The organism is Mesorhizobium sp. M2A.F.Ca.ET.043.02.1.1 (assembly GCF_003952405.1).
In the GTDB taxonomy this organism is placed as follows: domain Bacteria; phylum Pseudomonadota; class Alphaproteobacteria; order Rhizobiales; family Rhizobiaceae; genus Mesorhizobium.
This window is the reverse complement of the sequence record NZ_CP034445.1, coordinates 5,139,551-5,165,612: the sequence shown is the minus strand read 5'-3', so window position 1 is coordinate 5,165,612 and position 26,062 is coordinate 5,139,551. Positions and strand designations below refer to the sequence as shown.

Annotated in this window: 22 protein-coding genes; 15 read left to right on the top strand and 7 right to left on the bottom strand. The window is 64.3% G+C overall.

Annotated features, from left to right (window positions below):
* Positions 1-35: 35 nt before the first annotated feature.
* Positions 36-617 carry a TetR/AcrR family transcriptional regulator gene (locus EJ068_RS24415; protein ID WP_126078646.1) on the bottom strand — a complete coding sequence of 194 codons (582 nt, stop codon included), beginning with the start codon at positions 615-617 and terminating at the stop codon, positions 36-38.
* Positions 618-789: 172 nt separating this feature from the next.
* On the opposite strand from EJ068_RS24415, the gene EJ068_RS24410 reads away from it, so the two are divergent.
* From EJ068_RS24410 to EJ068_RS24400, 3 genes are read left to right on the top strand one after another with little or no spacing between them, the layout of a single operon-like run.
* Positions 790-1,104, top strand: coding sequence for a hypothetical protein (locus EJ068_RS24410; protein WP_245463215.1), 315 nt, complete (start codon positions 790-792; stop codon positions 1,102-1,104).
* Positions 1,098-4,295, top strand: coding sequence for a multidrug efflux RND transporter permease subunit (locus tag EJ068_RS24405; protein WP_127250335.1), 3,198 nt, complete (start codon positions 1,098-1,100; stop codon positions 4,293-4,295). The genes EJ068_RS24410 and EJ068_RS24405 overlap by 7 nt, the downstream gene beginning before the upstream one ends.
* 14 nt (positions 4,296-4,309) lie before the next feature.
* Positions 4,310-5,458: an efflux RND transporter periplasmic adaptor subunit gene (locus EJ068_RS24400; protein WP_127250328.1), complete on the top strand. Its 1,149-nt coding sequence runs from the start codon at positions 4,310-4,312 to the stop codon at positions 5,456-5,458.
* A gap of 62 nt (positions 5,459-5,520) precedes the next feature.
* Here the strand turns inward: EJ068_RS24400 and EJ068_RS24395 are convergent, their stop codons facing one another.
* A complete protein-coding gene (locus tag EJ068_RS24395) occupies positions 5,521-6,465 on the bottom strand; it encodes a LysR substrate-binding domain-containing protein (protein ID WP_127250327.1) in 945 nt (314 codons plus the stop codon).
* Positions 6,466-6,565: 100 nt separating this feature from the next.
* Here EJ068_RS24395 and EJ068_RS24390 point away from each other — a divergent pair, with 100 nt between their 5' ends.
* The 8 genes from EJ068_RS24390 (at position 6,566) to EJ068_RS24355 (ending at position 16,301) form a co-directional block, all read left to right on the top strand.
* Positions 6,566-7,357 carry a 2OG-Fe(II) oxygenase gene (locus tag EJ068_RS24390; protein WP_245463214.1) on the top strand — a complete coding sequence of 264 codons (792 nt, stop codon included), beginning with the start codon at positions 6,566-6,568 and terminating at the stop codon, positions 7,355-7,357.
* 118 nt (positions 7,358-7,475) lie between these two features.
* A complete protein-coding gene (locus tag EJ068_RS24385) occupies positions 7,476-8,165 on the top strand; it encodes a GntR family transcriptional regulator (protein WP_126078650.1) in 690 nt (229 codons plus the stop codon).
* Positions 8,166-8,180: 15 nt separating this feature from the next.
* Entirely contained in the window at positions 8,181-9,284 is a 1,104-nt protein-coding gene (locus EJ068_RS24380; protein WP_127250326.1) for a mandelate racemase/muconate lactonizing enzyme family protein, read from the top strand.
* Between the two features lies 1 nt (position 9,285).
* Positions 9,286-10,470: a mandelate racemase/muconate lactonizing enzyme family protein gene (locus EJ068_RS24375; protein ID WP_127250325.1), complete on the top strand. Its 1,185-nt coding sequence runs from the start codon at positions 9,286-9,288 to the stop codon at positions 10,468-10,470.
* Positions 10,471-10,711: 241 nt separating this feature from the next.
* Complete coding sequence (locus EJ068_RS24370) at positions 10,712-12,376, top strand: ABC transporter substrate-binding protein (RefSeq protein WP_129554908.1); 1,665 nt, start codon at positions 10,712-10,714, stop codon at positions 12,374-12,376.
* A 70-nt stretch (positions 12,377-12,446) separates the two neighbouring features.
* Positions 12,447-13,400, top strand: a complete 954-nt coding sequence (locus tag EJ068_RS24365) for an ABC transporter permease (RefSeq protein ID WP_108703019.1) — start codon at positions 12,447-12,449, stop codon at positions 13,398-13,400.
* A complete protein-coding gene (locus EJ068_RS24360; protein ID WP_127250323.1) occupies positions 13,397-14,281 on the top strand; it encodes an ABC transporter permease in 885 nt (294 codons plus the stop codon). The genes EJ068_RS24365 and EJ068_RS24360 overlap by 4 nt, the downstream gene beginning before the upstream one ends.
* Positions 14,274-16,301, top strand: a complete 2,028-nt coding sequence (locus EJ068_RS24355) for an ABC transporter ATP-binding protein (RefSeq protein ID WP_189512563.1) — start codon at positions 14,274-14,276, stop codon at positions 16,299-16,301. Before EJ068_RS24360 ends, EJ068_RS24355 begins: the two co-directional genes overlap by 8 nt.
* Positions 16,302-16,406: 105 nt before the next feature.
* Here the strand turns inward: EJ068_RS24355 and EJ068_RS24350 are convergent, their stop codons facing one another.
* A complete protein-coding gene (locus EJ068_RS24350; protein WP_127250321.1) occupies positions 16,407-17,312 on the bottom strand; it encodes a LysR family transcriptional regulator in 906 nt (301 codons plus the stop codon).
* A 128-nt stretch (positions 17,313-17,440) separates the two neighbouring features.
* Between EJ068_RS24350 and EJ068_RS24345 the strand changes: the two genes are divergently transcribed.
* The 3 genes from EJ068_RS24345 (at position 17,441) to EJ068_RS24335 (ending at position 20,842) form a co-directional block, all read left to right on the top strand.
* The gene (locus tag EJ068_RS24345; RefSeq protein ID WP_129554906.1) at positions 17,441-19,099 is read left to right on the top strand and encodes an ABC transporter substrate-binding protein; all 1,659 of its coding nucleotides are present in this window, start codon (positions 17,441-17,443) and stop codon (positions 19,097-19,099) included.
* Positions 19,096-19,992 (top strand): DUF427 domain-containing protein, encoded by an 897-nt coding sequence (locus EJ068_RS24340; RefSeq protein WP_127250319.1) that lies wholly within the window; start codon positions 19,096-19,098, stop codon positions 19,990-19,992. Before EJ068_RS24345 ends, EJ068_RS24340 begins: the two co-directional genes overlap by 4 nt.
* Positions 19,993-20,077: 85 nt before the next feature.
* Complete coding sequence (locus EJ068_RS24335) at positions 20,078-20,842, top strand: SDR family oxidoreductase (protein WP_127250318.1); 765 nt, start codon at positions 20,078-20,080, stop codon at positions 20,840-20,842.
* Positions 20,843-20,909: 67 nt separating this feature from the next.
* Here the strand turns inward: EJ068_RS24335 and EJ068_RS24330 are convergent, their stop codons facing one another.
* Positions 20,910-22,268, bottom strand: a complete 1,359-nt coding sequence (locus tag EJ068_RS24330) for an NAD(P)/FAD-dependent oxidoreductase (protein ID WP_127250317.1) — start codon at positions 22,266-22,268, stop codon at positions 20,910-20,912.
* A 305-nt stretch (positions 22,269-22,573) separates the two neighbouring features.
* On the opposite strand from EJ068_RS24330, the gene EJ068_RS24325 reads away from it, so the two are divergent.
* Entirely contained in the window at positions 22,574-23,296 is a 723-nt protein-coding gene (locus EJ068_RS24325; RefSeq protein WP_127250316.1) for an XRE family transcriptional regulator, read from the top strand.
* A gap of 142 nt (positions 23,297-23,438) precedes the next feature.
* Here EJ068_RS24325 and EJ068_RS24320 read toward each other — a convergent pair whose 3' ends face one another.
* The 3 genes from EJ068_RS24320 to EJ068_RS24310 are packed head-to-tail and all read right to left on the bottom strand — an operon-like array spanning position 23,439 to position 26,047.
* Positions 23,439-24,479: a DUF3445 domain-containing protein gene (locus EJ068_RS24320; protein WP_127250315.1), complete on the bottom strand. Its 1,041-nt coding sequence runs from the start codon at positions 24,477-24,479 to the stop codon at positions 23,439-23,441.
* 9 nt (positions 24,480-24,488) lie between these two features.
* Positions 24,489-25,454, bottom strand: coding sequence for a PDR/VanB family oxidoreductase (locus tag EJ068_RS24315; protein ID WP_127250314.1), 966 nt, complete (start codon positions 25,452-25,454; stop codon positions 24,489-24,491).
* Positions 25,451-26,047 carry a dimethylamine monooxygenase subunit DmmA family protein gene (locus EJ068_RS24310; RefSeq protein ID WP_127250313.1) on the bottom strand — a complete coding sequence of 199 codons (597 nt, stop codon included), beginning with the start codon at positions 26,045-26,047 and terminating at the stop codon, positions 25,451-25,453. The genes EJ068_RS24315 and EJ068_RS24310 overlap by 4 nt, the downstream gene beginning before the upstream one ends.
* Positions 26,048-26,062 lie beyond the last annotated feature (15 nt).

Here is a 26,062-nt window from a genome sequence, read left to right as displayed (position 1 = left end):
AGCGGCCGGATGAGGGGGAGTCCGTAAGCCCCGAGTCAGCGCGCCCGGAATGAAGCGATCAGGCTTTCGGCCATGCGCACGAATTGCGCGCTCGGGCCTTCGGCGCCGACGCTCTGCATCGAGACGCGGGCGCCTTCGAGCAGCAGCGACAGCGTGTCGGCAAGCAGTTCGGCCTGGCCGATGCCGGCATCGCGGCAAAGCGCTACCAGCTTCTCGCGCTGGGCTTCCTTCAGTTCCTTGATGACGCGCCTGGCCGGGTGGTCGGCCTCGGTGAGCTCGACGGCGGCATTGGCCATGTCGCAGCCGCGGCTGTCGGCGCTGAGCAGTTCCGAAGCCTTCTGGACCCAGGCATGCAACTGGGCGAGCTTGTCGCCGGGATGCTGGGCCTCGAACTCGTCCCAGATTCTTGAAGCCTTCGCCGCCGTGGCGCGCAGGCATTCAACGACCAGCTCGTCCTTGGACTCGAAATGGCGGTAAAGCGTCATCTTGTTGGTGCCGGCAGCCTCGGTGATGGCGTCGACGCCAACGCCCTTGATGCCGTGCTTGTGGAACATGTCCTGCGCCGTCTCCAGGATCCGATCCCGGGGACGGGAACGCTCCGCGACGCCGTCACTCATGATGATCTCCTTTCGTCGTTTCCAAAAAAACCGTCGCCACCTCTTGACTAGGGTGTTACCGGTCTGTAACTTTTAGATGTTACTTACTGGTAACACCTATATCACTCCCCGTCAAACGACAAGGCCCTCCGATAGCCTGCCAGAGTGAGATAGGACGAAAAAGCAGCCTGTCATGCGGCTTCGGCCGGTGAAAAAGAGAAAAGCGGTCCGTGATCAATCGATGCGGACCGAGCAAGGAGCCGCTCCTATGCAAAAGCGCAAAGACCTGACGGTCGACGAAGCCGTCCGGGATCCGATGATCCGGCTGGTGATGAAGGCGGACGGAATCGACCCCAAAGCCTTCGAACGGATGCTGCGCCAGCGCGCGGCGAAACAGGCGCCGGATGATGAAATCCTGCCTTCCTTCCTGCAGGATTCCGGTTCCGGCCGGACCCGGCGCCTGCGTCATTTCGCAAAGCCCTTCGTCGAGGCATGCGCATCATGGTAAACTTCTTCGTCCACCGCCCGATCTTCGCGTCCGCGATCGCCATCATCATGGTGCTCGCCGGCGCGATCGCCTATTTCCTGCTGCCGGTCTCGCAGTTCCCCGACATCACGCCGCCGCAGGTCGTGGTCAGCGCCCACTATCCGGGCGCCAGCGCGCAGGTCGTGGCCGATACGGTCACCACGCCGCTCGAGCAGCAGATCAACGGCGTGCAGGGCATGACCTACATGTCGTCGACGAGCTCAAATGACGGCTCGTCCACCATCACCATCACCTTCGACGTCGGCTATCCGCTGAGCACGGCGGCCGTGGACGTGCAGAATCGCGTCAGCCAAGCGGCGTCCTCCCTGCCGGCAATCGTGAACCAGGGCGGCGTGACGATCAAGAAGCAGAACCCCAATTTCGTGCTGATCGTCGACCTCACCTCGCCGGACGGCTCGGTCGATCCCGTGGCGCTGAGCAACCTTGCGTATCTGCAGGTGGTCGATCCGCTGAAGCGCCTGCCGGGCGTCGGCGACGTGCAGATCTTCGGCGAGCGCCGCTATTCGATGCGCGTCTGGCTCGACCCAGACAAGCTCGCCAATCTCGGTATCACCGCCGTCGACGTCCAGAACGCCATCGCCGAGCAGAACGTGCAGGTCGCGGCCGGCAAGATCGGCCAGTCGCCGGCGCCGGCCGGCACCGCCTTCGAAATGCAGGTCAATGCCGTCGGCCGCCTGAGCGACCCGAAGGAATTCGGCGACATCGTCGTGCGCGCCAACTCCCAGAACGGCTCGCTTGTGCGGCTGCGGGACGTCGCCAGCATCGAGCTCGGCGCGCTGCAATATTCGTCATCCGCCTTCTTCGGCAAGGACCCGACGGTGGTTTTGGCCGTCTACCAGATGCCCGGCTCCAACGCGCTCGACCTGCAGCAGCGGGTCAAGGACAAGATGCAGGAGCTGTCGCAGCGCTTCCCGAAGGGCGTCCACTACGCCATGCATTACGACACGACGCGCTTCGTGTCGGCCTCGATGCATGACGTGCTGATCACGCTCGGCGAGGCGCTGGTGCTGGTCGTGGCGGTGGTGTTCATCTTCCTGCAGAGCTGGCGCACCACCATCATCCCGACCATCGCCATCCCCGTATCGCTGATCGCGACGCTGGCGATCATGTATATGCTGGGCTTCTCGCTCAACATGCTCTCGCTGCTCGGCATGGTGCTGGCGATCGGCCTTGTCGTCGACGACGCGATCGTGGTGGTGGAGAATGTCGAGCGACAATTGGAAGCGGGCTTGAAGCCGCTTGCCGCGACGCGCGCGGCGATGGCCGAAGTGACCGGACCGATCATCGCCACTACGGCGGTGCTGATGGCGGTGTTCATTCCCGTCGCCTTCATCCCGGGCGTCTCCGGCCGGCTCTACAACCAGTTCGCGCTCACCGTCGCGATCTCGGTCGGCATCTCAGCCTTCAACTCGCTGACGCTGTCCCCTGCCCTGAGCGCCGCCTTCCTGCGCCATCGCGGCGAAACCCAGTTCGTGCTGTTCCGCTGGTTCAACGCCGGCTTCGACTGGCTGTCCCATGCCTATGCCCACGGCGTGCGCATCCTGATCAAGCTGCGCTGGGCGATGCTCGGCCTGTTCGCGGCCGGCCTCGTCGCCACCTATTTCGTCTGGCAGAAATTGCCCTCGACCTTCCTCCCAGTGGAGGACCAGGGCTATTTCTTCGTCGTCATCCAGCTGCCGGACGGCGCTTCGCTCGAACGCACCGACGCGGTGGCGCAGAAGGCGCGCGACATCCTGCAGAACACGCCCGGCGTCGACATCGTCGGCTCGATCAGCGGTCTGAACTTCCTCACCAGCGCCGCGCAGTCGAACTCGGCGGTGGAGTTCGCCATCCTGAAGCCCTGGGATGAGCGCGGGCCTGACCAGAGCGCCTCGAAACTGGTCGAACAGGTGCGCGGCAAGCTCTTGCAGATGCCGGATGCGTTCGCGCTGTCCTTCGATCCACCGTCGATCCCGGGCCTCGGCACCACCGGCGGCTTCGAGTTCCAGGTGGAGGATCTGTCGGGACGCGGCAGCGCTGCGCTGAACGATGTGACGCAGGCGCTGATCGCGGAGGCGCGCAAGCAGCCCGAGCTCAATCCGCAGCAGCTGTTCTCGTCCTTCTCGACCTCGACGCCGCAGTTCAACTACGACCTTGACCGCAGCAAGGCGAAGCTTCTCGGCCTCAACCTGCCCGATGTGTTCAACACGCTGCAGATCTATCTCGGCTCGCTCTACGTCAACGACTTCAACCTATTTGGCCGCACCTTCCGCGTGACCATCCAGGCCGACAAGGACGCGCGCGCCGACGCCACCGACATCTCCAGGCTCTATGTGCGCAACGCGTCGGGCGGCATGGTGCCGCTGAGCACGCTGGGCAAGCTGGTGCCGATCGTCGGACCCGAGACCGTGCCGCATTACAACAACAATGCCTCGGCCCTGATCAATGGCGGTGCTGCCCCCGGCTTCTCGTCCGGTCAGGCGGTGGCGGCCATGGAGCGGGCGGCAGCGAACGTGCTGCCGCGCGACTTCGGCTACGAATGGACCGGCATCACCTTCCAGGAGCTCAAGGCCGGATCGATCGCCTCGGTCGTGTTCGGGCTGGCGATCGTCTTCGTCTTCCTGATCCTGGCGGCGCAGTATGAAAGCTGGGCGATGCCCTTCATGGTGCTGCTCGCCGTGCCGCTCGCTCTGTTCGGCGCCTTCGTGGTGCTTTTGCTGCGCGGCATGCAGATCGACGTCTACTCGCAGATCGGCTTCGTCATGCTGATCGGCCTCGCGGCCAAGAACGCGATCCTGATCGTCGAGTTCGCCAGGCGCCGTCGCGAGGAAGGGCTCACCATCGTCGAGGCCTCGATGGAGGCCGCGCGGCTGAGGCTGCGGCCGATCCTGATGACCGCCTTCGCCTTCATCCTCGGCGTGCTGCCGCTGATGTTCGCGACAGGCGCGGGCGCCGCCAGCCGGCAGTCGATCGGCACCACCGTCTTCGGCGGCATGGTGGCGGCGACCATCCTGTCGCTGGTGTTCGTACCCGTCTTCTACGCGGTGATCGAGCAGCTGCGCGAGCGCGGCGAAAAGGAACCAGCCGAGGGACACCATGGCGCCCCTGAGTCAAAGGAAATTGAACCGACCGCCGAGCCGGCGCTTCAGCCGCTCGCCCAGGCGGCCGAATAGGATTGGAGAGCAAAATGCGTAGATGGGAAATCGCTTTAGGCGCCGCCGTCGCGGTGGGCGCAGTGTCGGTTGCAAGCGTCCACCTGCTGAATCCGGGCTATCTCGGCGGCGGCACGGCGGGCGCGGCGCCCGCCCCGGCGGCCTTCGTCATGCCGGTGCCGGTGGTGAATGTCGTGAAGAAGACGCTGCCGATCTATCTCGACTACGCCGCGCGGGTGGAGTCGATCCGCAGCATCACGCTGCAGGCGCGTGTGCCGGGCTATCTGCAGGAGCAGACCGCGGCCGACGGCAGCGACGTCAAGCAGGGCGACCTGCTCTATCGGATCGCGCCGGAGGATTATCAGGCCGCGCTCGACCAGGCGAAGGCGCAAGTGCAGCGCGATACCGCGACGCTGGAATATGCAAAGTCCAATCTCGGCCGCGGCACCGACCTCGCCAAGGCCGGCTATCTCGACAAGGACAGCTTCGACCAGCGCACCAGCAATCTGCGCACGGCCCAGGCCGCCCTTGCCGTCGACCAGGCGGCGGTGCGGACAGCCGAGCTCAACCTTGGCTATGCCGAGATCAAGGCGCCCTTCTCGGGCCGGATCGGCCGCAACCAGGCTTCGGTCGGCACGCTGGTCAGCGTCGCCGGCACGGTGCTGAACACGCTGGTGCAGCTCGACCCGATCTATGTGACCTTCAACCCGAGCGAGACCGATCTCGTGCAGATCGAGCAGGCGAAGGCCAACGGTCCGATCGCCGTCGACGTGCTCCTGCCCAGCGAGACCAAGCCCAGCCAGAAGGGTGAGCTGACCTTCATCGACAACACGATCGACCATTCGACCGGCACGATCACGGCGCGCGCCACGATCGGCAACGCCAAGTTCACGCTGCTGCCCGGGCAATATGTGCGGGTGCGGCTGCATGTGAAGGAGCAGCCCAACACGCTGATGGTGCCGCAGGTGGCGCTGGGTTCCAGCCAGCTCGGCAAGTACCTCTATGTCATCGGCAAGGGCAACACCGTCGATCAGAAGCTGGTGTCGCTTGGGCCGACCGACGGCGACCTGATTTCCGTGACCTCCGGCATTTCCGAGACCGACCAGGTGATCACGGGCAATCTGCAGAAGATCGGACCCGGAATGCCGGTTTCTCCCTTGCCGCAACCGAAACCGGCCAGCTGATAACCCCCATCAGTTTCCGGTCCGACGGTGCCCTCGACTCCCACGTCGAGGGCGCCGTTTTGTTAGGAGGGTTCAATCGGTTCCCGATACCGGTTCCGTAGGGGCCTGCCGGGACTGCTCGCCAGCAATTCGACCAGGCCGGCAATGTCGGCGCGTTCCGCCTTCGCCGGCAGCATGAAGGCGCAATAGGGCTGGCCGAGGCGGACAGAGACGGACGACAGCGCGATCAATCGGCCGGCTTCGAGATCGGCGCTCGCCATGATCCGTTGGCCGAGCGCTATCCCCAACCCCAGCCGCGCGGCGCCGATCGCCAGGCTGGACAGGCCGACGCGGCGGCCATGCGACGGGTCGGGCGCGCGGTTGCCGCCCGCGGCGGCGAACCAATCCGCCCAGCTCGGATGCGAGGCGTAGTTCGGCCCCCAGTTGGTGTGGATGAAATGGCTCTCATGCACATCGGCGAGGGTGGGCGACCCGTTCCCGTAGCGCTGCCAGAAGTCGGGGGCTGCGACCGGCAGCACCTCGTCATGGACGAGCCTGACCATTTTCAGCGCCGGATAGTGGTAATCGCCATATGAGATACGCAGGTCGATGTTCTGGCGCACCACATCGACGGGATCGTCCTCGACGCGGACATCGATGGCCATTTGCGGAAAGCCGTCGAGCAGCACCGCCAGTCGCGGCGCCAGCCAAAGCTCGGCAAGCGAGAAGGGCACGCTCACCACGAGACGCGTGCGCAAGCCGCCTTCCAGCATGCGCCGGCCGACCGCCGCGATCTCGCCCAGCGCATGCGCCGTCTGCGGATAGATCGCGTGGCCGGCATCGGTCAGCGCGATGCGGTTGCCGTTGCGCACGAAGAGCTGCTTGCCGAACCAGTCTTCCAGGTTGCGGATCTGCTGGCTGACTGCGGCCGAGGAGACGCCAAGCTCGCCGGCGGCAAGCGTGAAGGAGCCGGCGCGGGCCGCGACCTCGAAGGCCCGCATTGCATTCAAAGGCGGAAGCTTTTCCACGCACCATCCTCGAAAGATTTTCTCGGGAGAGCCTAACAATTTTCCCCGTTGCCGCAAAGATTTCCTTGCGGTGTAGTGACCTCAGATTTTGGAGGACGCTATGATCGAAACCATTCTCGACCTGGACCGCTATCCGCTGCACCGCGAGGGCAGCCCTGAATGGCAACGGCTGGTCGACGAGTCCAAGGCCGCGCTTGCGGCCAACGGCATGTTCAACCTGGAAGGGTGCCTGCGCCCCGGCATCGCCGAGAAGGCCGTCGCCGAGATCCGGCCGGTGATGGACACGCGCTCGCATGTCCACAGGCGCATGCACAACATCTATTTCAAGCCGTCGATCCCGGAATTGGCGCCCGACCATCCGGCGCTGCGCAAGGTCGAGACGATCAGCCATACGGTCTGCGCCGACCAGATCGCCAGCAGCACTGTGCTTTCGATCTATGAATACGAGCCGCTGGTGCGGTTCCTGGCGGCGACGATGGACAAGCCGAAACTGCATGTCATGCAGGATCCGCTGGCCCGGGCCAACGTCATGGGCTACCGGGCGGGCGAAGCGCTCAACTGGCATTTCGACCGCTCGGAATTCACCACGACGCTGTTGCTGCAGGCGCCCGAGCGCGGCGGCGACTTCGAGTACCGCACCGACCTGCGCTCGGACTGCGACCCGAATTATGACGGGGTCGCCAAGCTGCTCGAGGGGCGCGACCCTGAAGCAAAAATCCTGCGCATCAAGGCCGGCACGCTCAACGTCTTCCGCGGCAAGAACACCGCGCATCGCGTCACCACGGTCGAGGGCAATCGCGAGCGAATGATCGCGGTGTTCTCCTACTACGAACGTCCCGGCGTGATGTTCACCGATGAGGAGCGGATCGGCTTCTACGGCCGTGCCGCTTGAGACTCGCCAGAGCGATTTTCGAAACAGTCTCCACAACTCGCCGATCTCGGTCAAAAAGCTCTTGTTAGATTGTCGACAATCTGCTTGTCTTGCAGAAATTCCTCCCGGGGGTCGACCTATGGCAAAGCTGGATTTCGGTCCGATCGCGGATACGACGCGCAGGGCGGAGATCGTCGCCCTGCTCAGGCGCGCCATCCTGACCGGACAGCTGGAACCGGGGCAGAAGCTCAACGAGCTCAGGATTTCGGAACAGATGCGGGTGAGCCGCGCGCCGCTGCGCGAGGCGATGCGCGAGCTGGTGCAGGAAGGCATCCTGACCAGCATCCCCTATGCCGGAACCTTCGTCATCGACGTCACGGCCAAGGACATCATCGATGCCTATTCGCTCAACAAGGTGCTCGATGAATTCGCCATCGAGCTTGCCTGGCCGCAGCGCGACCCACGCTTCCTGGATGAGCTGGACCGCCGCCACGAGGCGGTGAAGCAGGCGACGCGGGCGGTGGACACCACGCGCCAGATCGAGACGGCGCTGCAGCTGCACGGGCTGATCTACGAGTGGGCCGACAATTCGGTGCTGCTCGAGACCTGGCAGCGGCTGACGAGCCGGCTGCAGATGTACTTCGCCCTGCATCAGCGGGCGCGCAACGAACCGGTGCCGGCCGAGGATGTGCACGAAACCTATGTGGCGCTGCTCAAAGGCGCCGACATGCGCGCCGCCCAGCGCCATGCGCGCGAGCATATCGATCTCGATTTCGAAGAGCTGCTTTCATACGCGCGCGGCCTCGAAAAGCGCACATCGAAGAACTGACAGACGGACAGCAAAGTGAAGATCGAGAGCATCAAGGCCTACCATGTCGTCCAGCCCTTCGTGGACGGGCCTTACCGCATGTCCAAGGGACGCGTCGCCGACTGTTTCGATGCGGTGATCGTCGCCATCACCTCCGACAGCGGTGTGACCGGCTGGGGCGAGATGGCGCCGCTCGGCAATTTCTATTCGGCCGCCTTCCCGGCGGGAGCGCGCGCGGGCGTGCCGGAAATCGCGCCGCATCTCATCGGCCAGGATCCGCGCGGATTTGCCGGCATCGGCCGGCTGATGGACACGGTGTTCAAGGGCCACCCTTACATCAAGTCGGCGCTCGACATGGCGTGCTGGGATCTCGCCGCCCGCGCGGCCGACATGCCGCTGGTGACCATGCTGGGCGGCCGCGAAAGCGATATGGCGGAGACCTACCGGGTCGTCACCCACGGCACGCTCGATCAGATGGCGGCTTTGGCCAAGCGGATCATTTCCGAGGGCTGCCGCCGTCTGCAGGTCAAGGTCGGCGGCAATGTGCATGACGACATCGAGCGGGTGACGACTGTCGCCTCGGCGGTGCCCAAGGGCACGGTGATCTTCTGCGATGCCAATGCCGGCTGGACGCCCTACCAGGCGCGGCAGTTCGCCGACGCCACGCGAGGCATCGACTACACGTTCGAGCAGCCCTGCACGACGCTGGATGAGAACATGTCGGTGCGCCGCATGCTCGACAAGCCAATGGTGCTGGACGAATCCGTCACGTCGCTCGGCGAGATGCTGGAAATCCACCGCCGGGGTGCCGCCGACGGGCTGACGCTGAAGATCTCGCGGCTCGGCGGCGTGACACAGACACGGCTGATCCGCGACGTCGCCGTGGACCTCGGCTTCATGATCACCGTGGAAGACACAGGCGGCGCCGAGATCGACACCGCCGCCATGGCGCATCTGTCGCTGTCGACACCGGCAGAGCGCCGGCTGCATGCCATCGCCTTCCACGAATGGGTCGCGGTGCGCACGGCAAGGAACGCGCCACCGGTGACCGGCAGCCATATGGGCATTCCCGACGGCCCCGGCCTCGGCATCGACGTGGATCCGGGCCTGCTCGGCGAACCCTTCTTCGAGATCGGCTGACATGAAGATCAGGCGCGTCAAGGCAACCCCGATCAATTACCGGCTGGAGGCCCCTTATGTCTGGGTCTTCGGCGAGCTCGACGGCTTTTCGCCGACCATCGTCGAGGTCGAGACCGAGGACGGGCTTGTCGGCATCGGCGAGGCGCCGACGCCGGGCGCGGCGGCCATTGTCAACGACGTGCTGGCGCCGAGGCTTGTTGGCCGTGACGCCTTCGACATCGCCGGCGCGGAGGAAGTCTGCCTGCCATTCTGGAGCGGCGTGCAGTCGATCAACGACCGCACCCGCATCATGGCTTTCGGCGCCATCGAGAGGGCGCTGTGGGACCTGCGCGGCAAGGCGTGGAAGCAGCCGCTTTACCAGTTGCTCGGCGGCGCGGTGCGCAAGGACATCCCCTTCACCGATTATTTCTCACTGCGCGGTGATGGCGCCAGGGTCAAGGGCGAGAAGACGCCGGAAGAGGTCGCCGACTATTGCGTCGAACTCCACGAGCGCCACGGCACCACCTTCTTCGAAGGCAAGTTCTCGATGCATGATCCGAAAATTTCCATGAAGATGGTCGAGCTGATCCGCAGGAAGCTCGGCGGCGACGCGATGATCCGCATCGACTCCAACCAAGCCTATTCGCTGGCCACCGCCAGGCAATTGGCGCGGCCGCTGGAGGAGCTCGGCGTGCGCAACTGGGAGGACCCGGTCGCGACCATCGAGGAGATGCGCGAGCTGCGCCGTCACACCTCGATCCCGTTCTCGACCCATAACATCGACGTCGCGCGGGCGATGGAGTTGAAGGTGCCGGATGCCTTCGTCGGCAACCCGACGGCGCATGGCGGCATCAACCGCATGCTGCGCTTCGTTGGCGCCTGCGAGCATGCCGGCATCGACTGCTGGTGCTACAGCGGCGACACCGGCATCGGCAGCGCCTGCTACCTGCATCTGTGCGCCGCGCTCGGCTGGATCAGGGAGCCCAACCAGTCGCTGTTTCGCATGCAGCCGATGGACATCATCGAGGAAGGCCCGTTCGCGCCCAAGAACAACACCGTGCCGGTGCCGGAAGGCCATGGCCTCGGGGTCACGCTGTCGCAAGAAAGGCTCGCCGCCTGCCATCGCGATTTCGTCGAGAACGGCCCCTGCAACAAATATCACGACCCGGAAAAACCCGGGACCTACCGCAGACTGCCGCTGAATTAGGAGGATGTCGAAAAGCTAGCAGGACCTATCCGGAAAAAGGCGGCCACAAGTCGCCTGGCCGACAGACAATTCATCAAGAAAATCTGACTTTTCCGTCCCAACCAGCGGATGGATCGGTCGGAACCGCATGCTACTGTATATCGACCGATACTGATGAGGCCTGGAACAGGAGAACTCCACGGAACTCATCAGTTGGAATGCACTCGCCAACCACAACAACTGGGGAAAGGGCATAGAACCCATGAGCAAGAACTATCGCATTCTCGATCTGCTGCGGCGTGGCCGCACGCCCCTCGAAAACCATCTGATCGACGGCCTTGTCGACGGCCGCCTCAGCCGCCGCGAATTCGTCCGCCACGGCAGCCTGCTCGGCCTGTCGCTGCCGCTGCTCGGCCGCATCGGCATGGCCGCCGGCTTCGGCGCGACGCCTTCGCTCGCTCGCGCCGCAGGTGCTGCCGGCGGCACCATTCGCGTCGGCAGCAGCGTGCCGGCCGGGGCGATCGATCCCGTCACCATCGCCGACGCCGGCGGCCTGCTCGTTATGCAGCAAGTGGCAGAATTTCTTTGCGTCGACGGCCCGGACCTGGTGCTGAAGCCGGCGCTGGCGGAAAGCTGGAAGCCGAATGCCGACGGCACGGTGTGGACCTTCACGCTGCGCAAGGGTGTCAAGTTCCACTCGGGCGGCGAGATGAGGGCCGAAGACGTGGTGGCCAGCATCGACCGGCTCGCCGATCCGGCCAACTCGTCCAACGCGCTGTCGGTGTTCAGCGGCATCCTGCAGAAGGGCAACACCAAGAAGGTCGACGACTACACGGTCGAATTCCATCTCGATGCGCCGAACGGCAACTTCCCCTATATGGTGTCGTCCGACAACTACAACGCCGTCATCATCCCGGCGAGCTACAAGGGCGACTACGAGAAGAGCTTCGACGGCACCGGTCCGTTCAAGCTGGAAAAATACACGCCGAAGGTCGGTGCGTCCTTCGTGCGCAACGACGACTACTGGGGCGACAAGGCCCTGCCGGATCGCACCGAGTTCACCTTCTTTACCGACATCCAGCCGCAGATCCTGGCGCTGCAGGGCGGCCAGATCGACATCATCAACCAGATGCCGGTGCTGGCGGGCGTTGCGCTCCTCAACGATCCGAATTTCGAGATCATCAGCCTGAAGTCGGTGGCGCATCAGCAGCTGCATATGCACTGCGACGAGGGCCCGACGAAGGACGCGCGCGTGCGCCGCGCCATCGCGCTCTGCCTCGACCGCGAGAAACTCGCCGCCGGTCTGATGAAGGGCCGCGCGGCACTCGGCAACGACAGCCCGTTCGCCGCCGTCTACCCCTCGACCGACACCAGCGTGCCGCAGCGCAAGCAGGACCTCGCCCAGGCCAAGCAGCTGATGGAAGCGGCCGGCGTCGGCCAGGGCTTCAAGATGACGCTCACCACCGAGCGCTACCTGGAAATCCCGGAATACGCTCAGCTCATCCAGAACTGGGTCAAGGAAATCGGCATCGAGCTCGAGCTCAACATCCTCGACCAGGGCGCCTATTACGGCGATGCGGTGTTCGGCAAGTCGAACTGGCTGGATTCGGCGATGGGCATCACCGACTACGGCCACCGCGGCGTGCCCAACGTCTATCTGGCGGCCCCCCTGAAGAGCGACGGCACCTGGAATGCCGCCCACTTCAAGAACAAGGACTACGACCAGATGGCGGCGAGCTATATCGCGGCCCTCGACCTCGAGGCGCAGAAGGCCACCGCCGGCAAGATCCAGAAGCTGCTGCTCGAAGAAACGCCGGTGGTCTTCGGCTATTTCTACGATTACCTGACGGCGACGGCGAAAGGCGTGACGGGCGTGCAGCCCACCGCCATGTCGCAGCTGTTCCTCGACAAGGCGTCGAAGGCCTGACGAGAGCGAACAAGCATATCCCTGACAGCCGGCTCTCCACGGAGAGCCGGCTCCAATAGGAGTATTCGCCATCCTCGTCTTCCTCGTCCGGCGCCTGGCCCTGTCGCTCGTCACGCTGTTTTTGCTCAGCGTCATGGTCTTCCTTGGCGGCCAGGTGCTGCCGGGCAATGTCGGGCGCGCCATATTGGGGCCGTTCGCCGACCAGCGCGCCGTCGATGCGCTCAACCACTCGCTCGGCGTCGACCGGCCACTGCTCGTCCAGTACGGCACCTGGATCTGGAATTTCCTGCATGGCGACATGGGCACGTCCTACATTTTCCGCGCGCCGGTCGCCCCCTTCGTCATCGATGCTCTGGGCAATTCGCTGAAGCTGGCATTGATCGCCTTTGTGCTGGTGGTGCCGATCGGCATCCTGGGCGGCGTCATCGCCGCGCTCAATCTCAACCGGCCGCTTGACCGCATCATCAGCCTCGGCGGCCTGTCGGTGACGGTGCTGCCGGAATTCGTCACCGGCATCATCCTGATCCTGATCTTCGGGGTGTGGCTGCGCTGGCTGCCGATCGCCGCCGCATGGCCGAAAGGCGCCGGCTTCTTCACCCAGATCTATTACCTTATCCTGCCCTCGCTGCCGCTGTTCCTGGTGCTGTTCGGCTACATTGCCCGCATGGCCAGGTCCGGCATGATCGAGGCGCTCGATTCCGACTATACGCGCACCGCCGTGCTGAAAGGCCTGCCCTGGCGGACGGTGATCTGGCGCCATGTGCTGCGCAACGCGCTGCTGCCGACCATCACGGTGATCGCCACCCAGACCGGCTATCTGATCGGCGGCCTGGTGGTGATCGAAACGCTGTTCCGCTATCAGGGCATCGGCTCGCTGATCTTCACCGCCGCGCGCGGCAAGGATTTCCCGATGCTGGAGGCCGGCATTCTCACCATCGGCATCGTCTATGCGGTGGCGACCTTGGCCGCCGACTTCCTCTATTCCGTGCTCAATCCGCGCATCCGGCTGGGGGCAGAACAATGAGCGCGACGGACAGCCCATCCCTTCCCGCGGTCCCGGATACTGTTGCGCGGCGCAGCCCCTGGGGCGAGGTGCTGCATTCGCTCGTGAGGTCCCCCACGTTCCTGACCGGCCTGGGCATACTGCTGTTCTGGGTTATCTGCGCGCTGTTCGGCGAACAATTCGTGCCTTACGATCCTCTCGACGCCGACATCATCAACACGCTTGCGCCGCCATCGTCCGACCACTGGTTCGGCACCGACCAGCTCGGCCGCGACGTGTTCTCACGCGTCATCGTCGGCTCCCGCGATATCCTGACCGTCGCGCCGCTGGCGACGATCCTTGCGACCATCGCCGGCACCGCGCTCGGCCTGGTCATCGGCTATTTCCGCGGCATCGTCGACGACATCGTCAGCCGCGTGCTGGAAGCCTTCATGGCGATCCCGGTGGTCATCATCGCGCTGCTTGCCATCGTCGCGCTCGGCACGTCCAAGATCACCGTCATCGTCGTCATCGGCCTGAGCTTCGCGCCGATCATCGCGCGCACGGTGCGCTCGGCGGTGCTGGCCGAACGCGAGCTCGACTATGTCGCCGCGGCCAAGCTGCGCCACGAGGGCGCGCTGCACACGATGTTCGTCGAGATCCTGCCCAACGTCATCCCGCCGATCCTGGTCGAGACGACGGTGCGGCTGGGCTATGCCATCTTCGCGGTGGCCACGCTTTCTTTCATGGGCTTCGGCATCCAGCCGCCCTCACCCGACTGGGGCCTGTCGATCTCTTCCAATTACGGCATGATCGGCGGCGGCTTCTGGTGGACGGTGCTGTTCGATGCCTTGGCCATCGCCTCGCTGGTGATCGGCGTCAATTTGGTGGCCGACGGCGTGCATGGAGCGTTCAATGACTAGCCAAGCCGCCAACGCGCTAGAACTCAAAGACCTTTCGGTCGCCTATCGCGTCGGCCGCCGCGACCGCGCGGTGCTGCGCAACGTCAACCTGACCATCAAGGCCGGCGAAGCCTACGGGCTGGTCGGCGAATCCGGCTGCGGCAAATCCACCGTGGCGCTTTCCGTGGTGCGTTATCTGCCGCGCAACGGCTCGATCACCGGCGGCTCGATCGCGCTCGACGGCAAGGACGTAATGAAGCTCGATGGCGAGGCGCTGCGGCGGGCCCGCGCGGACAGCGTGTCGATGGTCTATCAGGATCCCGGCAAGGCGCTGAACCCGTCGCTGCGCATCGGCCGGCAATTGACCGAGATCTTCGAGCTTGCGGGCATCAGCGGACAGACGGCTGAAGACAAGGCGCTCGCCATGCTGAACCGGGTGCGCATCTCGGATCCGGCAAGCGTCATGCAGCGCTATCCGCACCAGCTCTCCGGCGGCATGCAACAGCGCGTGGCGATCGCCATGGCGCTCGCCAACGACCCCTCGATGCTGATCCTCGACGAGCCGACGACCGGGCTCGACGCCACCGTGGAAGCCGAGGTGCTCGACCTGATCGGCCAGTTGCGGCGCGAGCTGTCCGCCTCGATCCTGTTCATCAGCCACAACCTCGCCGTCGTCTCCAACATGTGCGACCGGGTCGGCGTGCTCTATGCCGGCATGCTGGTGGAGGAAGGCTCGACCAGGGACGTCTTCAACGACCCGCGCCATCCCTACACCGTGGCGCTGCTGCGCTGCCTGCCGCGCGGCGGCCAGCGCAAGGACCAGGGCCGGCTCGACACCATCCCCGGCTTCCTCCCCGGCATCGGCGCCACCATCGTCGGCTGCGCCTTCGCCGACCGCTGCGCTTTGGCCCCCGAACGCTGCCGTGCCGAGCCGCCGCCGCTCTATGAGGTCGGCGACGGCCGGCTGTCGCGCTGCCACTACCATGACAAGGCGCAGTCGCTGCCGCGCGCGACACCCGCGGAGATTCCCGCTGTCGCACCGAAGCAGGCGCCGCCTGTGCTGCAGGTCGAAGGGCTGAACAAGACCTATGCCAGCCACGGCCGTCCGCTGCGGGCGGTGAAGGACGTCTCGGTCAGCCTCAGGCCCGGCGAGACGCTTGGCCTGGTCGGCGAATCCGGCAGCGGCAAGACGACCTTCGCCAGGCTGCTGCTCGGCCTTGTCCCGCCCGACGAAGGCGGCTCGATCGAGCTTGAGGGCAAAAAGCTGGCGCCACGGCTTGCCATGCGCTCGGAGGATCAGGTCAAGGCGGTGCAGATCGTCTTCCAAAATCCGGACTCCGCGCTCAACCGCTCGCATTCGATCCGGCATATCCTGAGCCGCGCCCTGAAACGGCTGGGCGGGCTCACCGGCAAGAAACTGGACGCGCGCCTCGAAGAGATGGTCCGCTCGGTGCGGCTCACCGACCGGCATCTGGCGGTCAAGCCGCGCCAGCTCTCGGGCGGGCTGAAGCAGCGCGTGGCGATCGCGCGCGCCTTTGCCGGCGATCCGCGCATCGTGGTCTGCGACGAACCGACCTCGGCGCTCGACGTCTCGGTGCAGGCGGCGATCCTCAATCTTCTCGCCGACCTGCAGTCGAGGCAGGATGTCTCCTACATCTTCATCTCGCACGACCTCGGCGTGGTGCGCTATCTCTCCGACAAGATCGCGGTGCTCTATCTCGGCCGCATCATGGAGTTCGGGCCGTCGGTAGCGGTGTTCTCCGGGCCGCATCATCCCTACACCGAAGCGCTGCTGTCGGCGGTTCCAAAGCTCGACCGCAGCGAGAGCTCGCGCATCCGCCTCGACGGCGAGATCCCGAGCGCGGCCAACCCGCCGACGGGCTGCGTCTTCCACACCAGATGCCCGCGCAAGATCGGCGCGATCTGCGAGACGCAGGAGCCGGAGCTTTCCGAGGCCCAGCCCGGGCATACCATCCGATGCCATATCCCTTACGACGAACTGGCAAGGCTGCAAAAGCCGAAGGCCGTGGAGCCGGCGTGATCAGAATGCCGCCGCGCCTAAAGCGCGTCGCGATCTTTCAGATCGCTCCATGCGCTTTAGGTTTTTGATTGACGCATGTCTTTATCCTGAAACCGGCCCCCACTTTCAGGAGACATGCTTTAACATGCTGAAGGCGCGGTCGCTCTCCGCGAAAGCCTGATCGCCGGACAGGTTCCTGGCGAGCGTGCGCAGGCCCGTGAGCGCGAGGTCGAGAGCATCGGAAGAGGCAGGGTTCTCCGGATAGGCAAGGTAGATCGGGCGCTGAAAGACCGGCGTGTCCTCGACGCGTTTCAACTCGCCGCGCTGGATATGAGTGCTGACCGCGCTCAGCGGCAGATAGGCGGCCGCTTTCTGCGACAGCACGTGCTGCAGGCCGATGAAGACCAGCCCGGCCGAGATCGCCGGCTTCACCATTCCGGCAAAGGCGCGGTCGTGCTCGACGCGGAACTCCAGCCCCCAGTCCATCAGGATGTAGTTATTCGTCCACGATCCGAGCTGATCCCTGTGCTGGACGAGAACCACCTGATCAACGGCCAAGGTCTCATAGACGATGCCCGGATGCGGCCTGGGCAGATAGAGGATGCAGATGTCGAGCAGGCCTTCGGCCATCTGGTCGATCGCCAGATCGGGGAAGCTGCCCTCCAGCCTGAGCGCCACATTCGGCCGTTTCGCGCGCATCCAGTCGATCCAGGGCGAGGTGATGCTGTCCCAGAGATAGGCGGGCGCGGTCAGCCTGAGCAGCGTCTCGTAGCCATCGGGAACGGCGATGTCCTGGCGCGATTGCTCCCAGGTGCGGGTGATCGTCGAGGCATGCGGCAGGAACTGCCGGCCGGCCGGCGTCAGCGTGACGCCGTCGCTGTCGCGCACGAACAGTTTTCGCCCCAGCTGTTCCTCCAGGCCGCGAATGCGAGCGCTGACGGTCGACTGGGCGAGGTTCAGCCGATGGGCCGCCACGGTGAAGCTGCCATGCGCCGCGACCTCCAGGAAACTGCGCAGATTCTCCGTGTCCATGGTCCTCTGCCCCTTGAGCTACCGCCATCGAAATCTTCGATGGCCTCAATCAGAAAATATCGCTTTCCGGTCGCGGTCAACAATGGCCTAAATGCCAAAGCCCCCGCGACAAAACAAGGTATGCCGCCATGCCGAAGCATTTCAGGACGATCGACGCCGCTCGCAAAACCCTCAGCGCAATCGAAAATTCCGCTATCGACGAATTGCTCGCCGGCAGGATCGGCCGGCGCGAATTCCTTCGCCATGGCAGCGTGCTCGGGCTGTCGCTGCCCTTCCTCGGCGGCATCGCTTCGGCGGTCGGTCTCGGCGCTCCGCAGGCGCGGGCCGAGGGCAAGCCGGGCGGCACGGTGCGCGCCGGCATCGCCGTGCCCGGCGGCGCCATCGATCCGGTGACTTTCTACGACAGCGGCAGCTACCAGCTCGCCTTCCAGACGTCCGAGTTCCTGTGCGTGACGCAGCCCGACCTGACGCTGAAGCCGGTTCTGGCCGAAAGCTGGTCGCCCAATGCCGACGGCAGCGTGTGGACCTTCAAGCTGCGCAAGGGCGTGAAATTCCACAATGGCGAGGATTTCAAGGCCGACGACGTCGTGGCGACCTTCGATCGCCTTGCCGATCCGAACGACCCCTCCAACGCTCTCTCGGTGTTCAAGGGCCTGCTGTCGAAGGGCGGCACGCGCAAGGTCGACGACCACACGGTCGAATTCCATCTCGACGCGCCGAACGGCAGTTTCCCCTATTCGGTGTCGATCGACAATTACAACGCCGTCATCCTGCCGGCGAGCTACAAGGGCGACTACGAGAAGACCTTCGAAGGCACCGGTCCGTTCCGGCTAGAAAGCTACACGCCGAAGGTCGGCGCGACGTTCGTGCGTAATGCCGACTATTGGGGCGAGAAGGCGCTGCCCGACCGGCTGGAATTCAAGTTCTATGGCGATGTGCAGCCGCGGATTCTCGCGCTGCAGGCAGGCGAGGTCGACGTGCTCGACGCCATCCCGCTCGACGTCAGCCAGGTGGTGCTCGGCAACCCCGACATAACGGTGCTGCGCGTGGCGTCCACCGCGCATCGCCAGCTGCATATGCGCTGCGACATGGCGCCCTTCATCGACAAGCGCGTGCGCCAGGCGCTGGCCTTGTGCATCGACCGCTCCAAGCTGGTCGACGGACTTTGCCGCGGCATGGCGGCGACCGGCAATGACAGCCCGTTCGCGCCGGCTTTCCCGGTCACCGACAAATCGATTGCCCAGCGCACGCAGGACATCGCCAAGGCCAAGCAGCTGATGGAAGCGGCCGGCCTTGGCAGCGGCTTCGACATGACGCTGACGACGCTGCGCTATTCCGACATCCCCGGTTACGCGCAGCTGTTCCAGAACTTCGCCAAGGAGATCGGCGCGCGCATTGCGCTCAACATCGAGGATCAGGACAAATATTACGGCAAGGCGGTGTTCGGACAGTCGGACTGGCTGGACAGCCCGCTCGGCATCACCGACTACGCGCATCGCAGCGTGCCGAACGTGTTCCTGAAGAGCCCGCTGGTCAGCGACGGGTCGTGGAACGCGGCGCATTTCAAGAACGCGACCTATGACGGGCTGGTCACCGGCTACCTCAAGGCGCTCGACCTCGACGCCCAGCGCAAGGCCGCTTCCGACATCCAGAAGCTGCTGCTCGATGAGACGCCGGTGATCTTCAGCTATTTCCCGGACCTGCTGGTACCCGTGCGCAAGACTGTCAGCGGCGTGCCGCCGATCGCCGCCGGCCTGCTGCTCGATCGCGTATCGGTGGCGTCATGACCGTGACCGCGCGAAAGAACCCGGCAGCAAACGACGAGAAGAGGACGACGACCATTCGCAAGCCCCATCTGCGCGGCCGCGGGCCGCATTTCCCGATCCTCGACGGCATCGTGCAGTACGAGTTCGAACCGGGCTATGTCTCCTTCACCATGCCCTCGCCCAAGCGGATCAGGGTGCAGGTCGGGCCGATGATCGTCGCCGACACCACCAAGGCGCTGGTGTTCCAGGAGAGCGACCATCTGCCGGTCTATTACTTCCCGATGAGCGACGTGCGCGAGGAGTTCCTGCTGCCCAGCCGCACGAAGACGGAGGATCCGTTCAAGGGTGTCGCCACGCATTATTCTTTGAACACCGGCATCACGCTGGTCGAGGACGGCGCCTGGCGCTACCTCGATCCCATCAAGGGCTGCCCCCCGATCCAGGACTATATCTCCTTCTACTGGCCGAAGATGACCCACTGGTATGAGGAGGACGAGGAGATCTTCGTCCATGCCCGCGACCCGTTCCGACGGGTCGACTGCCTGCCCTCGTCGCGGCGGGTGCAGGTGATCCTCGACGGCGAGCAGGTGGCCGATTCACGGCGCGGCGTCTTCCTGTTCGAGACCGGACATCCGGTTCGGCACTACCTGCCGATCTCGGACACGCGCCTCGATATGTTTGCGCCCAGCCGCTACATCTCGCGCTGCCCCTACAAGGGCATCTCCAACTACTACCATGTGACGACGCCGAAGAAGCGGCACGAGAACCTGGTCTGGTATTATCCCGAGCCGGTGCATGAGGCCGAGCGCATCAAGGGGCTGGTGTGCTTTCATCACGAGCTGGTCGACAAGATCCTGGTCGACGGCGTGGAGATCCCGAAGGAAGCAACGGCGGCGTCGGACGGCTATTTCTGAACCTCGAGGCCTCCGGCCGGCCAGATGAGGCCGCTTGATCGAGGCGCCATTCAGCGCATACCCTCCCGCAATCAGGGAGGGTGCGATGGATCTTTTCAAACTGGACGGCGGCGTGGCGCTGGTGACGGGCGCCGGCAGCGGCATTGGTCAGGCGATCGCGATCGGGCTTGCCGAGGCCGGCGCCGATGTCGCCTGCTTCGGCCATGCCTCGAACGGCGGACTGGAGCAGACTGCCGACAAGATCAAGGCGCTCGGCCGCAAGGCGCTGGCGCTGGCCGGCAGCGTGACGTCCGAAACCGACCTGACCGCGGCGATCGATCGGGTTGAAGCTGAACTCGGCGCGCTAACGGTTGCCGTCAACAATGCCGGCATTGCCGGATCGGAAGCGGCCGAGACCATGCCGCTGGAAAAATGGCGCAAGGTGCACGAGGTCAATGTCGCAGGTGTGTTTCTGTCCTGCCAGGCCGAGGCGAGCGTCATGCTTCCCCGGCGTGCGGGCTCCATCATCAACATCGCCTCGATGTCGGGCACCATCGTCAACCGCGGGCTGACGCAGGCGCACTACAACTCCTCCAAAGCCGCCGTCATCCACATGTCGAAAAGTCTGGCCATGGAGTGGGCCGATCGCGGCCTGCGCGTCAATGTCGTCAGCCCGGGCTACACGCTGACGCCGATGAACAAGCGGCCGGAGGTCGCGGAGGAGATCAAGATCTTCAAGCGCGACACGCCGATGGGCCGCATGGCCGCGCCGGAGGAAATGGTCGGACCGACCGTGTTCCTGGCCAGCCGTGCGTCAAGCTTCGTGACCGGCCTCGACCTGATCGTCGATGGCGGCTACGTGTGCTGGTAGACCGATGGGGTGTCCCGCTAGACACCCACCTTGCTGATCTGACGGATGCGGGCGGAGGCGCGCCGCGCTACTCCGCCGCCACGCCCTTCACCTCGAGATAGCTCTCCATGGAATCGTCCAGCGCCTGCAGCCAGGGCGTATGATGGACCGGTGCCATGGTGCCGGTCATCAGCGAGCGGTAGGCGTTGTCGCGGAAGGTCATGATGTTTTCCATCTTGTGGTGCTCCCACTCCATGAAGGTGTGGTTGACCGCCTCGACGTCGAAGCCCGGATAGTCGGTCTGGTCCATCAGTTCCTTGGTGTAGTCGCCCTGGAACCAGATCATCTGCTCGGCATCCTCCAGCGTCTCCTCGCGCGCGCGCCACTTGGCGCTGTGCTCGGCCATAGCCTCGGCCGAGGGCAGCTTGATGCGGCCCATGATGACGTCGCGGGCGTACCAGGCCTGTGCGTCGAACATGTTGAAGGTGTAGAATTGGTCCTGCATGCCGATATAGAACAGCTTCGGATTCTTCTCCCAGACGACGCCCTCATAGAGATCCAGCGGCCACATGCGGTTGGCGGTCTTGAGCTTGAGATCGTCGGTGAGGAAGGGGAAGGAGTGCAGATAGCCGGTGCACAGGATGATGGCGTCGACATCCCTGGTGGTGCCGTCCTTGAAATGCGCCGTCTTGCCGACGACCTTCTGCAGCAGGGGCACCTCCTTCCAGTTCTCCGGCCATTTGAAGCCCATCGGCTTGGAACGGTAGCTGGTGGTGATCGATTTGGCGCCGTATTTGTAGCATTGCGAACCGATGTCCTCGGCCGAATAGGAACGGCCGATGATCAGGATGTCCTTGCCCTTGAACTCCATGGCATCGCGGAAATCGTGGCTGTGCAGGATGCGGCCGTTGAAGGTGGAAAAGCCCTCGAAATACGGCACGTTGGGCACGGAGAAATGGCCGGAGGCGACGACGACATTGTCGAACTCTTCCGAATAGGTCACGTCGTTGGTGCGGTCATGCGCGGTGACGGTGAATTTCTTCGTCTCGTCGGAGTAGGTGACCATGCGCACCGGCGTGTTGAACCGCACCCATTTGCGCACCCCGGATTTCTCGACGCGGCCCTTGATATAGTCCCACAGCACGGCGCGCGGCGGATAGGAGGCGATCGGCCGGCCGAAATGTTCCTCGAAAGTGTAGTCAGCGAATTCGAGGCATTCCTTCGGGCCGTTCGACCACAGATAGCGGTACATCGAGCCGTGCACCGGATCGCCATGCTCGTCGAGGCCGGTGCGCCAGGTGTAGTTCCACAGGCCGCCCCAGTCGCTCTGCTTTTCGAAACAGACGATTTCCGGGATCTCGGCGCCCTTGTCGGCGGCCGACTTGAAGGCCCTGAGTTGGGCCAGGCCCGACGGTCCGGCTCCGATGACGGCGACACGAGATTTCATTGCGGGCCTCCTTTTTGATTTCGACTTTTTTCTTGACGCAATTCCGGGCGGAAAAACGTTCGGCACTTTTCCTGGAATTGCTCTCACGAAACAAATTTCACTCACAGTGACAGTAATTGGGTCTTCGGTGCTGTCAACAGGCATCTGAGGGCAAGGGCTTTGCCGCGAACGGATTTCGGCGGAAAACGGAAACCGCCATAAAGAATTGCCGCGACATCCGATGGCTTGCCCTTGCGGTTGCGCTCCTGTATCGCCACCGCATATGTTCACCTAGAGTGAAATAAATCCGCGGATTCGGGGGCGACATGCCGAACAAGACTTCTGACACAAAGCCCGCCGCTGCGGCCGCCAAGGACAAGGTGCCGCCGAAACGCGTTTCGGCCGACGGACGCTCGATCCGCACGCCGCTGACCCAAAACCCGCACGCCATCCGCGACACGCGCGAGAAGGTACTCGAAGTGGCGATCGGCCATGAGGTGCGCGCGTTCCGCAAGAAGCTCGGTATCACCGTCGCCGATCTCGCCGCCGCCACCGACATCTCGCTCGGCATGCTGTCCAAGATCGAGAACGGCATCACCTCGCCATCGCTGACGACGCTTCAGGCGCTGTCGCGGGCGCTGGGCGTTCCGGTGACCGCCTTCTTCCGCCGCTTCGAGGAAGAGCACAGCGCCGTCTTTGTCAAGGCGGGCGAAGGTGTCGATGTCGAGCGGCGCGGCACGCGCGCCGGCCACCAGTACAATCTGCTGGGACATATCGGCGCCAACACCAGCGGCGTCGTGGTCGAGCCTTATCTCATCACGCTGACCGAGAATTCGGATGTGTTCCCGACCTTCCAGCATGCGGGCATGGAGTTCCTCTACATGCTCGAAGGCGAGGTGGTTTACCGGCACGGCAACAATCTCTATCCGATGAAGCCGGGCGACAGTCTGTTCTTCGATGCCGACGCGCCGCACGGACCGGAAGAGCTGACGCAACTGCCGATGCGGTATCTGTCGATCATCTGCTATCCGCAGAACAGTGCGGGGTGACACGTTGTTCCTCGCCCCACGATAGTGGGGAGAGGTGGCTCGGCGAAGCCGAGACGGAGAGGGGAGCGCCCTACGAAGGCCCCTCTCCGTCCGCTTCGCGGACACCTCTCCCCCGCTTTGCGGGGGCGAGGAACCCAAGTCTTCAGTCCGGCCCAAATCCCGGTGACGTCGGGCTGCCATCATCAAGCTTGGACAGCCACTCGACCAGCGTCGGCCGATACCGCGTCAGGCCCTTGTAGGTGGCGAGTTCCTCCGGCAGGTCGCGGATGACGCGGTGCAGGCGGCGGGCCCATTTCGGCTGGGTGACCAGCTCGTCCATCTTGATCAGGTAGCAGCGGATCGGGAAGACGATGGCGTTGGAGCGCGGCAGCCGCCAGAAGCTCTGCAATTCGACCCGCAGATGCACCTTCTGGCCGACATTTTCAGGCGTGACCGTGGCGCGGTCCGGACCCCATTTGTGATAATTCTCGGGGCTGGTGTCGAGGCGCGGATTGATGGTCATCGTCCAGTTGAGGCGCCGCGCCGGCTTGCCCTGCTGGATGTTGGTGAGGAATTTTAGCGCGCGGGTGAAGATGCCATTCTCATGCGCCAGCGGCACCGGCGCATGCCATTCGAAGAAGTTCATGCCGATGTCGAAGTCGAGCGACCAGTCGGCTTGGGTGGTGACCATGCCGGCGTCCATCCACAGATTGCCGTCTCGCTGGTCGAGGATGCAGAAATCGCCCTGGCTCTGGCGGGTGATGTATTCCATCGGCCCATAGGGCAGCGTCGAGGTGTCGCCGAAGGTGAAGGTGTCGTCGATGCCGAGCGGCCGGTTGATCCAGCGCCAGCGATCGCCGTCCCGCTGCAGCGTGAAATGCTCGGGGTAGCCGTGCGCCTGCTGCTCCATCAGAAGCTCGAGCAAGTCCCAGCCGGCCAGCGTCATATGCGGCAGCGACTGGCAGCGCAGCGGATCCTCCGCCAGCACCAAGGCGCGGTCCTGCATCTCGGCGACATAGTGCTCGTCGACGTCGATCAGGTTTTCCAGCACCGAGCCCTTCGGGCCGACGACATGCGGCTCGATGTTGACCGCGTACATGTAGGCGTCTTCGTTGAACGGGAACGGAAAGCGCCTGATGTGCTCCGGGCTGTTCCTGAAGGTGTAGTCGTCGCGAAAGGTTTCCTTGCGAAAGGTGATGCCCATTGACGCCTCCTATCTTTCCAGGACCAGCGACTTGCCCTCGAAGCGCGAGACGCAAGGCATGATCTTGCAGCCGGAACGATGGTCTTCCTCGCTCAGCCAGTGATCGTTGTGGATGAACTTGCCGTCGGAGGAGATCACATTGGTCTCGCATTGGCCGCAGACGCCGCCGCGGCAGAGATAAGGCGGGTCGGCGCCGGCCGCTTCCATGGCTTCCAGCAGGCTCTGCTGCTCGCCGACGCGGATCGTCTTGCCGCTGAGGGCCAAGGTCACGTCGAACGGCGCGCCAGGCTGGGGCGCCGCGAAATGCTCGAAATGCACGGTTTCCGAGGGCCAGCCGAGCGCCGCCGCGCGGTCGCGCACCCAGCTGATCATGCCGGCCGGGCCGCAGACATAGAGATGCGTGCCGAGCGGCTGCGAGGACAGGAGCCGGTCGAGATCGATGCGTTCCTCGCGGTCGTCGTGATAAAGCCGGACCCGGTTGCCGTACCGCTGCCGCAAGACATCGGCATAGGTGCCGAGCGAAGCGGTACGGCAGGTGTAGTGCAATTCGAAATTGCCGCCGGCCGCCGCCAACTGCGAGGTCTGTGCCATGAAGGGCGTGATGCCGATGCCGCCGGCCAGCATCAGGTGTTTCTTAGCCCTCAGATCGAGCGAAAACAAATTGACCGGATAGCTGATCACCATCTCCAGGCCGGGCTTGACCTGCCGGTGCATGAACAGCGAGCCGCCGCGGCCGACATCGTCGCGGCGCACCGAGATCGTGTATTCGCGCGTGTCGAGCGGCGAGCCCATCAGCGAATAGGGATTGAGCCTGGTGCGGTCGCCGTCGCGCATCTCCACCACGACATGGGCGCCGCCGGAGAAAGTCGGCAGCAGGCCGCCGTCGCGGCGGCGGAAATGGAAGCGGGTGACGAGATCGTTGACGGGAACGACGTCGCTGACCACGACATCGAGCTTGGTGGTGCCGGTGCTCATGGGAAGGCCTCCTCCATCGGAGGAATCTCCGAGCGATCCTCGGCGTTGATGCACACGCCCTGGAAGGCGGCGAGGCGCCGCGAATAATGATCGCGCACCAGGAGCAGCAGGCCGCAATGCGAGCAGAGCGCCGGCTGCGTCGTGACGTTCTCGGTGATGCCCTTGCAGTGCACGCATTGCATGCGCCGCGCCAGCGAGCCGCGATGCTCGGTCTGGATGGAGGCGTGGTCCATGCCGGCTTCGAGCGCTGCCTGCATGGCCTGGCCGATCAGGCCCTCGGTGCCGGCAAGATAGAGACGCAATCCCATATGGGCGTTGGTCAGCGTCTGCTTGATACGCGGCAGGAGGCTGGCGAAGGACGGCGCGATGTGGAGCTGCGCCGGCTTCAATGCTTCCAGGGCCGCGATGTGCTTGCCCTCCGAGCCTGGAATGAAGTCGATTTCCGCGCCGTCGAAAAAGCCGGGCGGCGCCTTGCCGGCCATATCCGTGATCGCCAGCGCGCCTTCGGCATCGGCGATGAAGAGGTGATGCTTGCCAGGCTGTGGAGACAGGGTTCCGTAAATGGGCCTGCTGATGATCGTCTTGGCTGCCATTCTTCCTTAGATCAG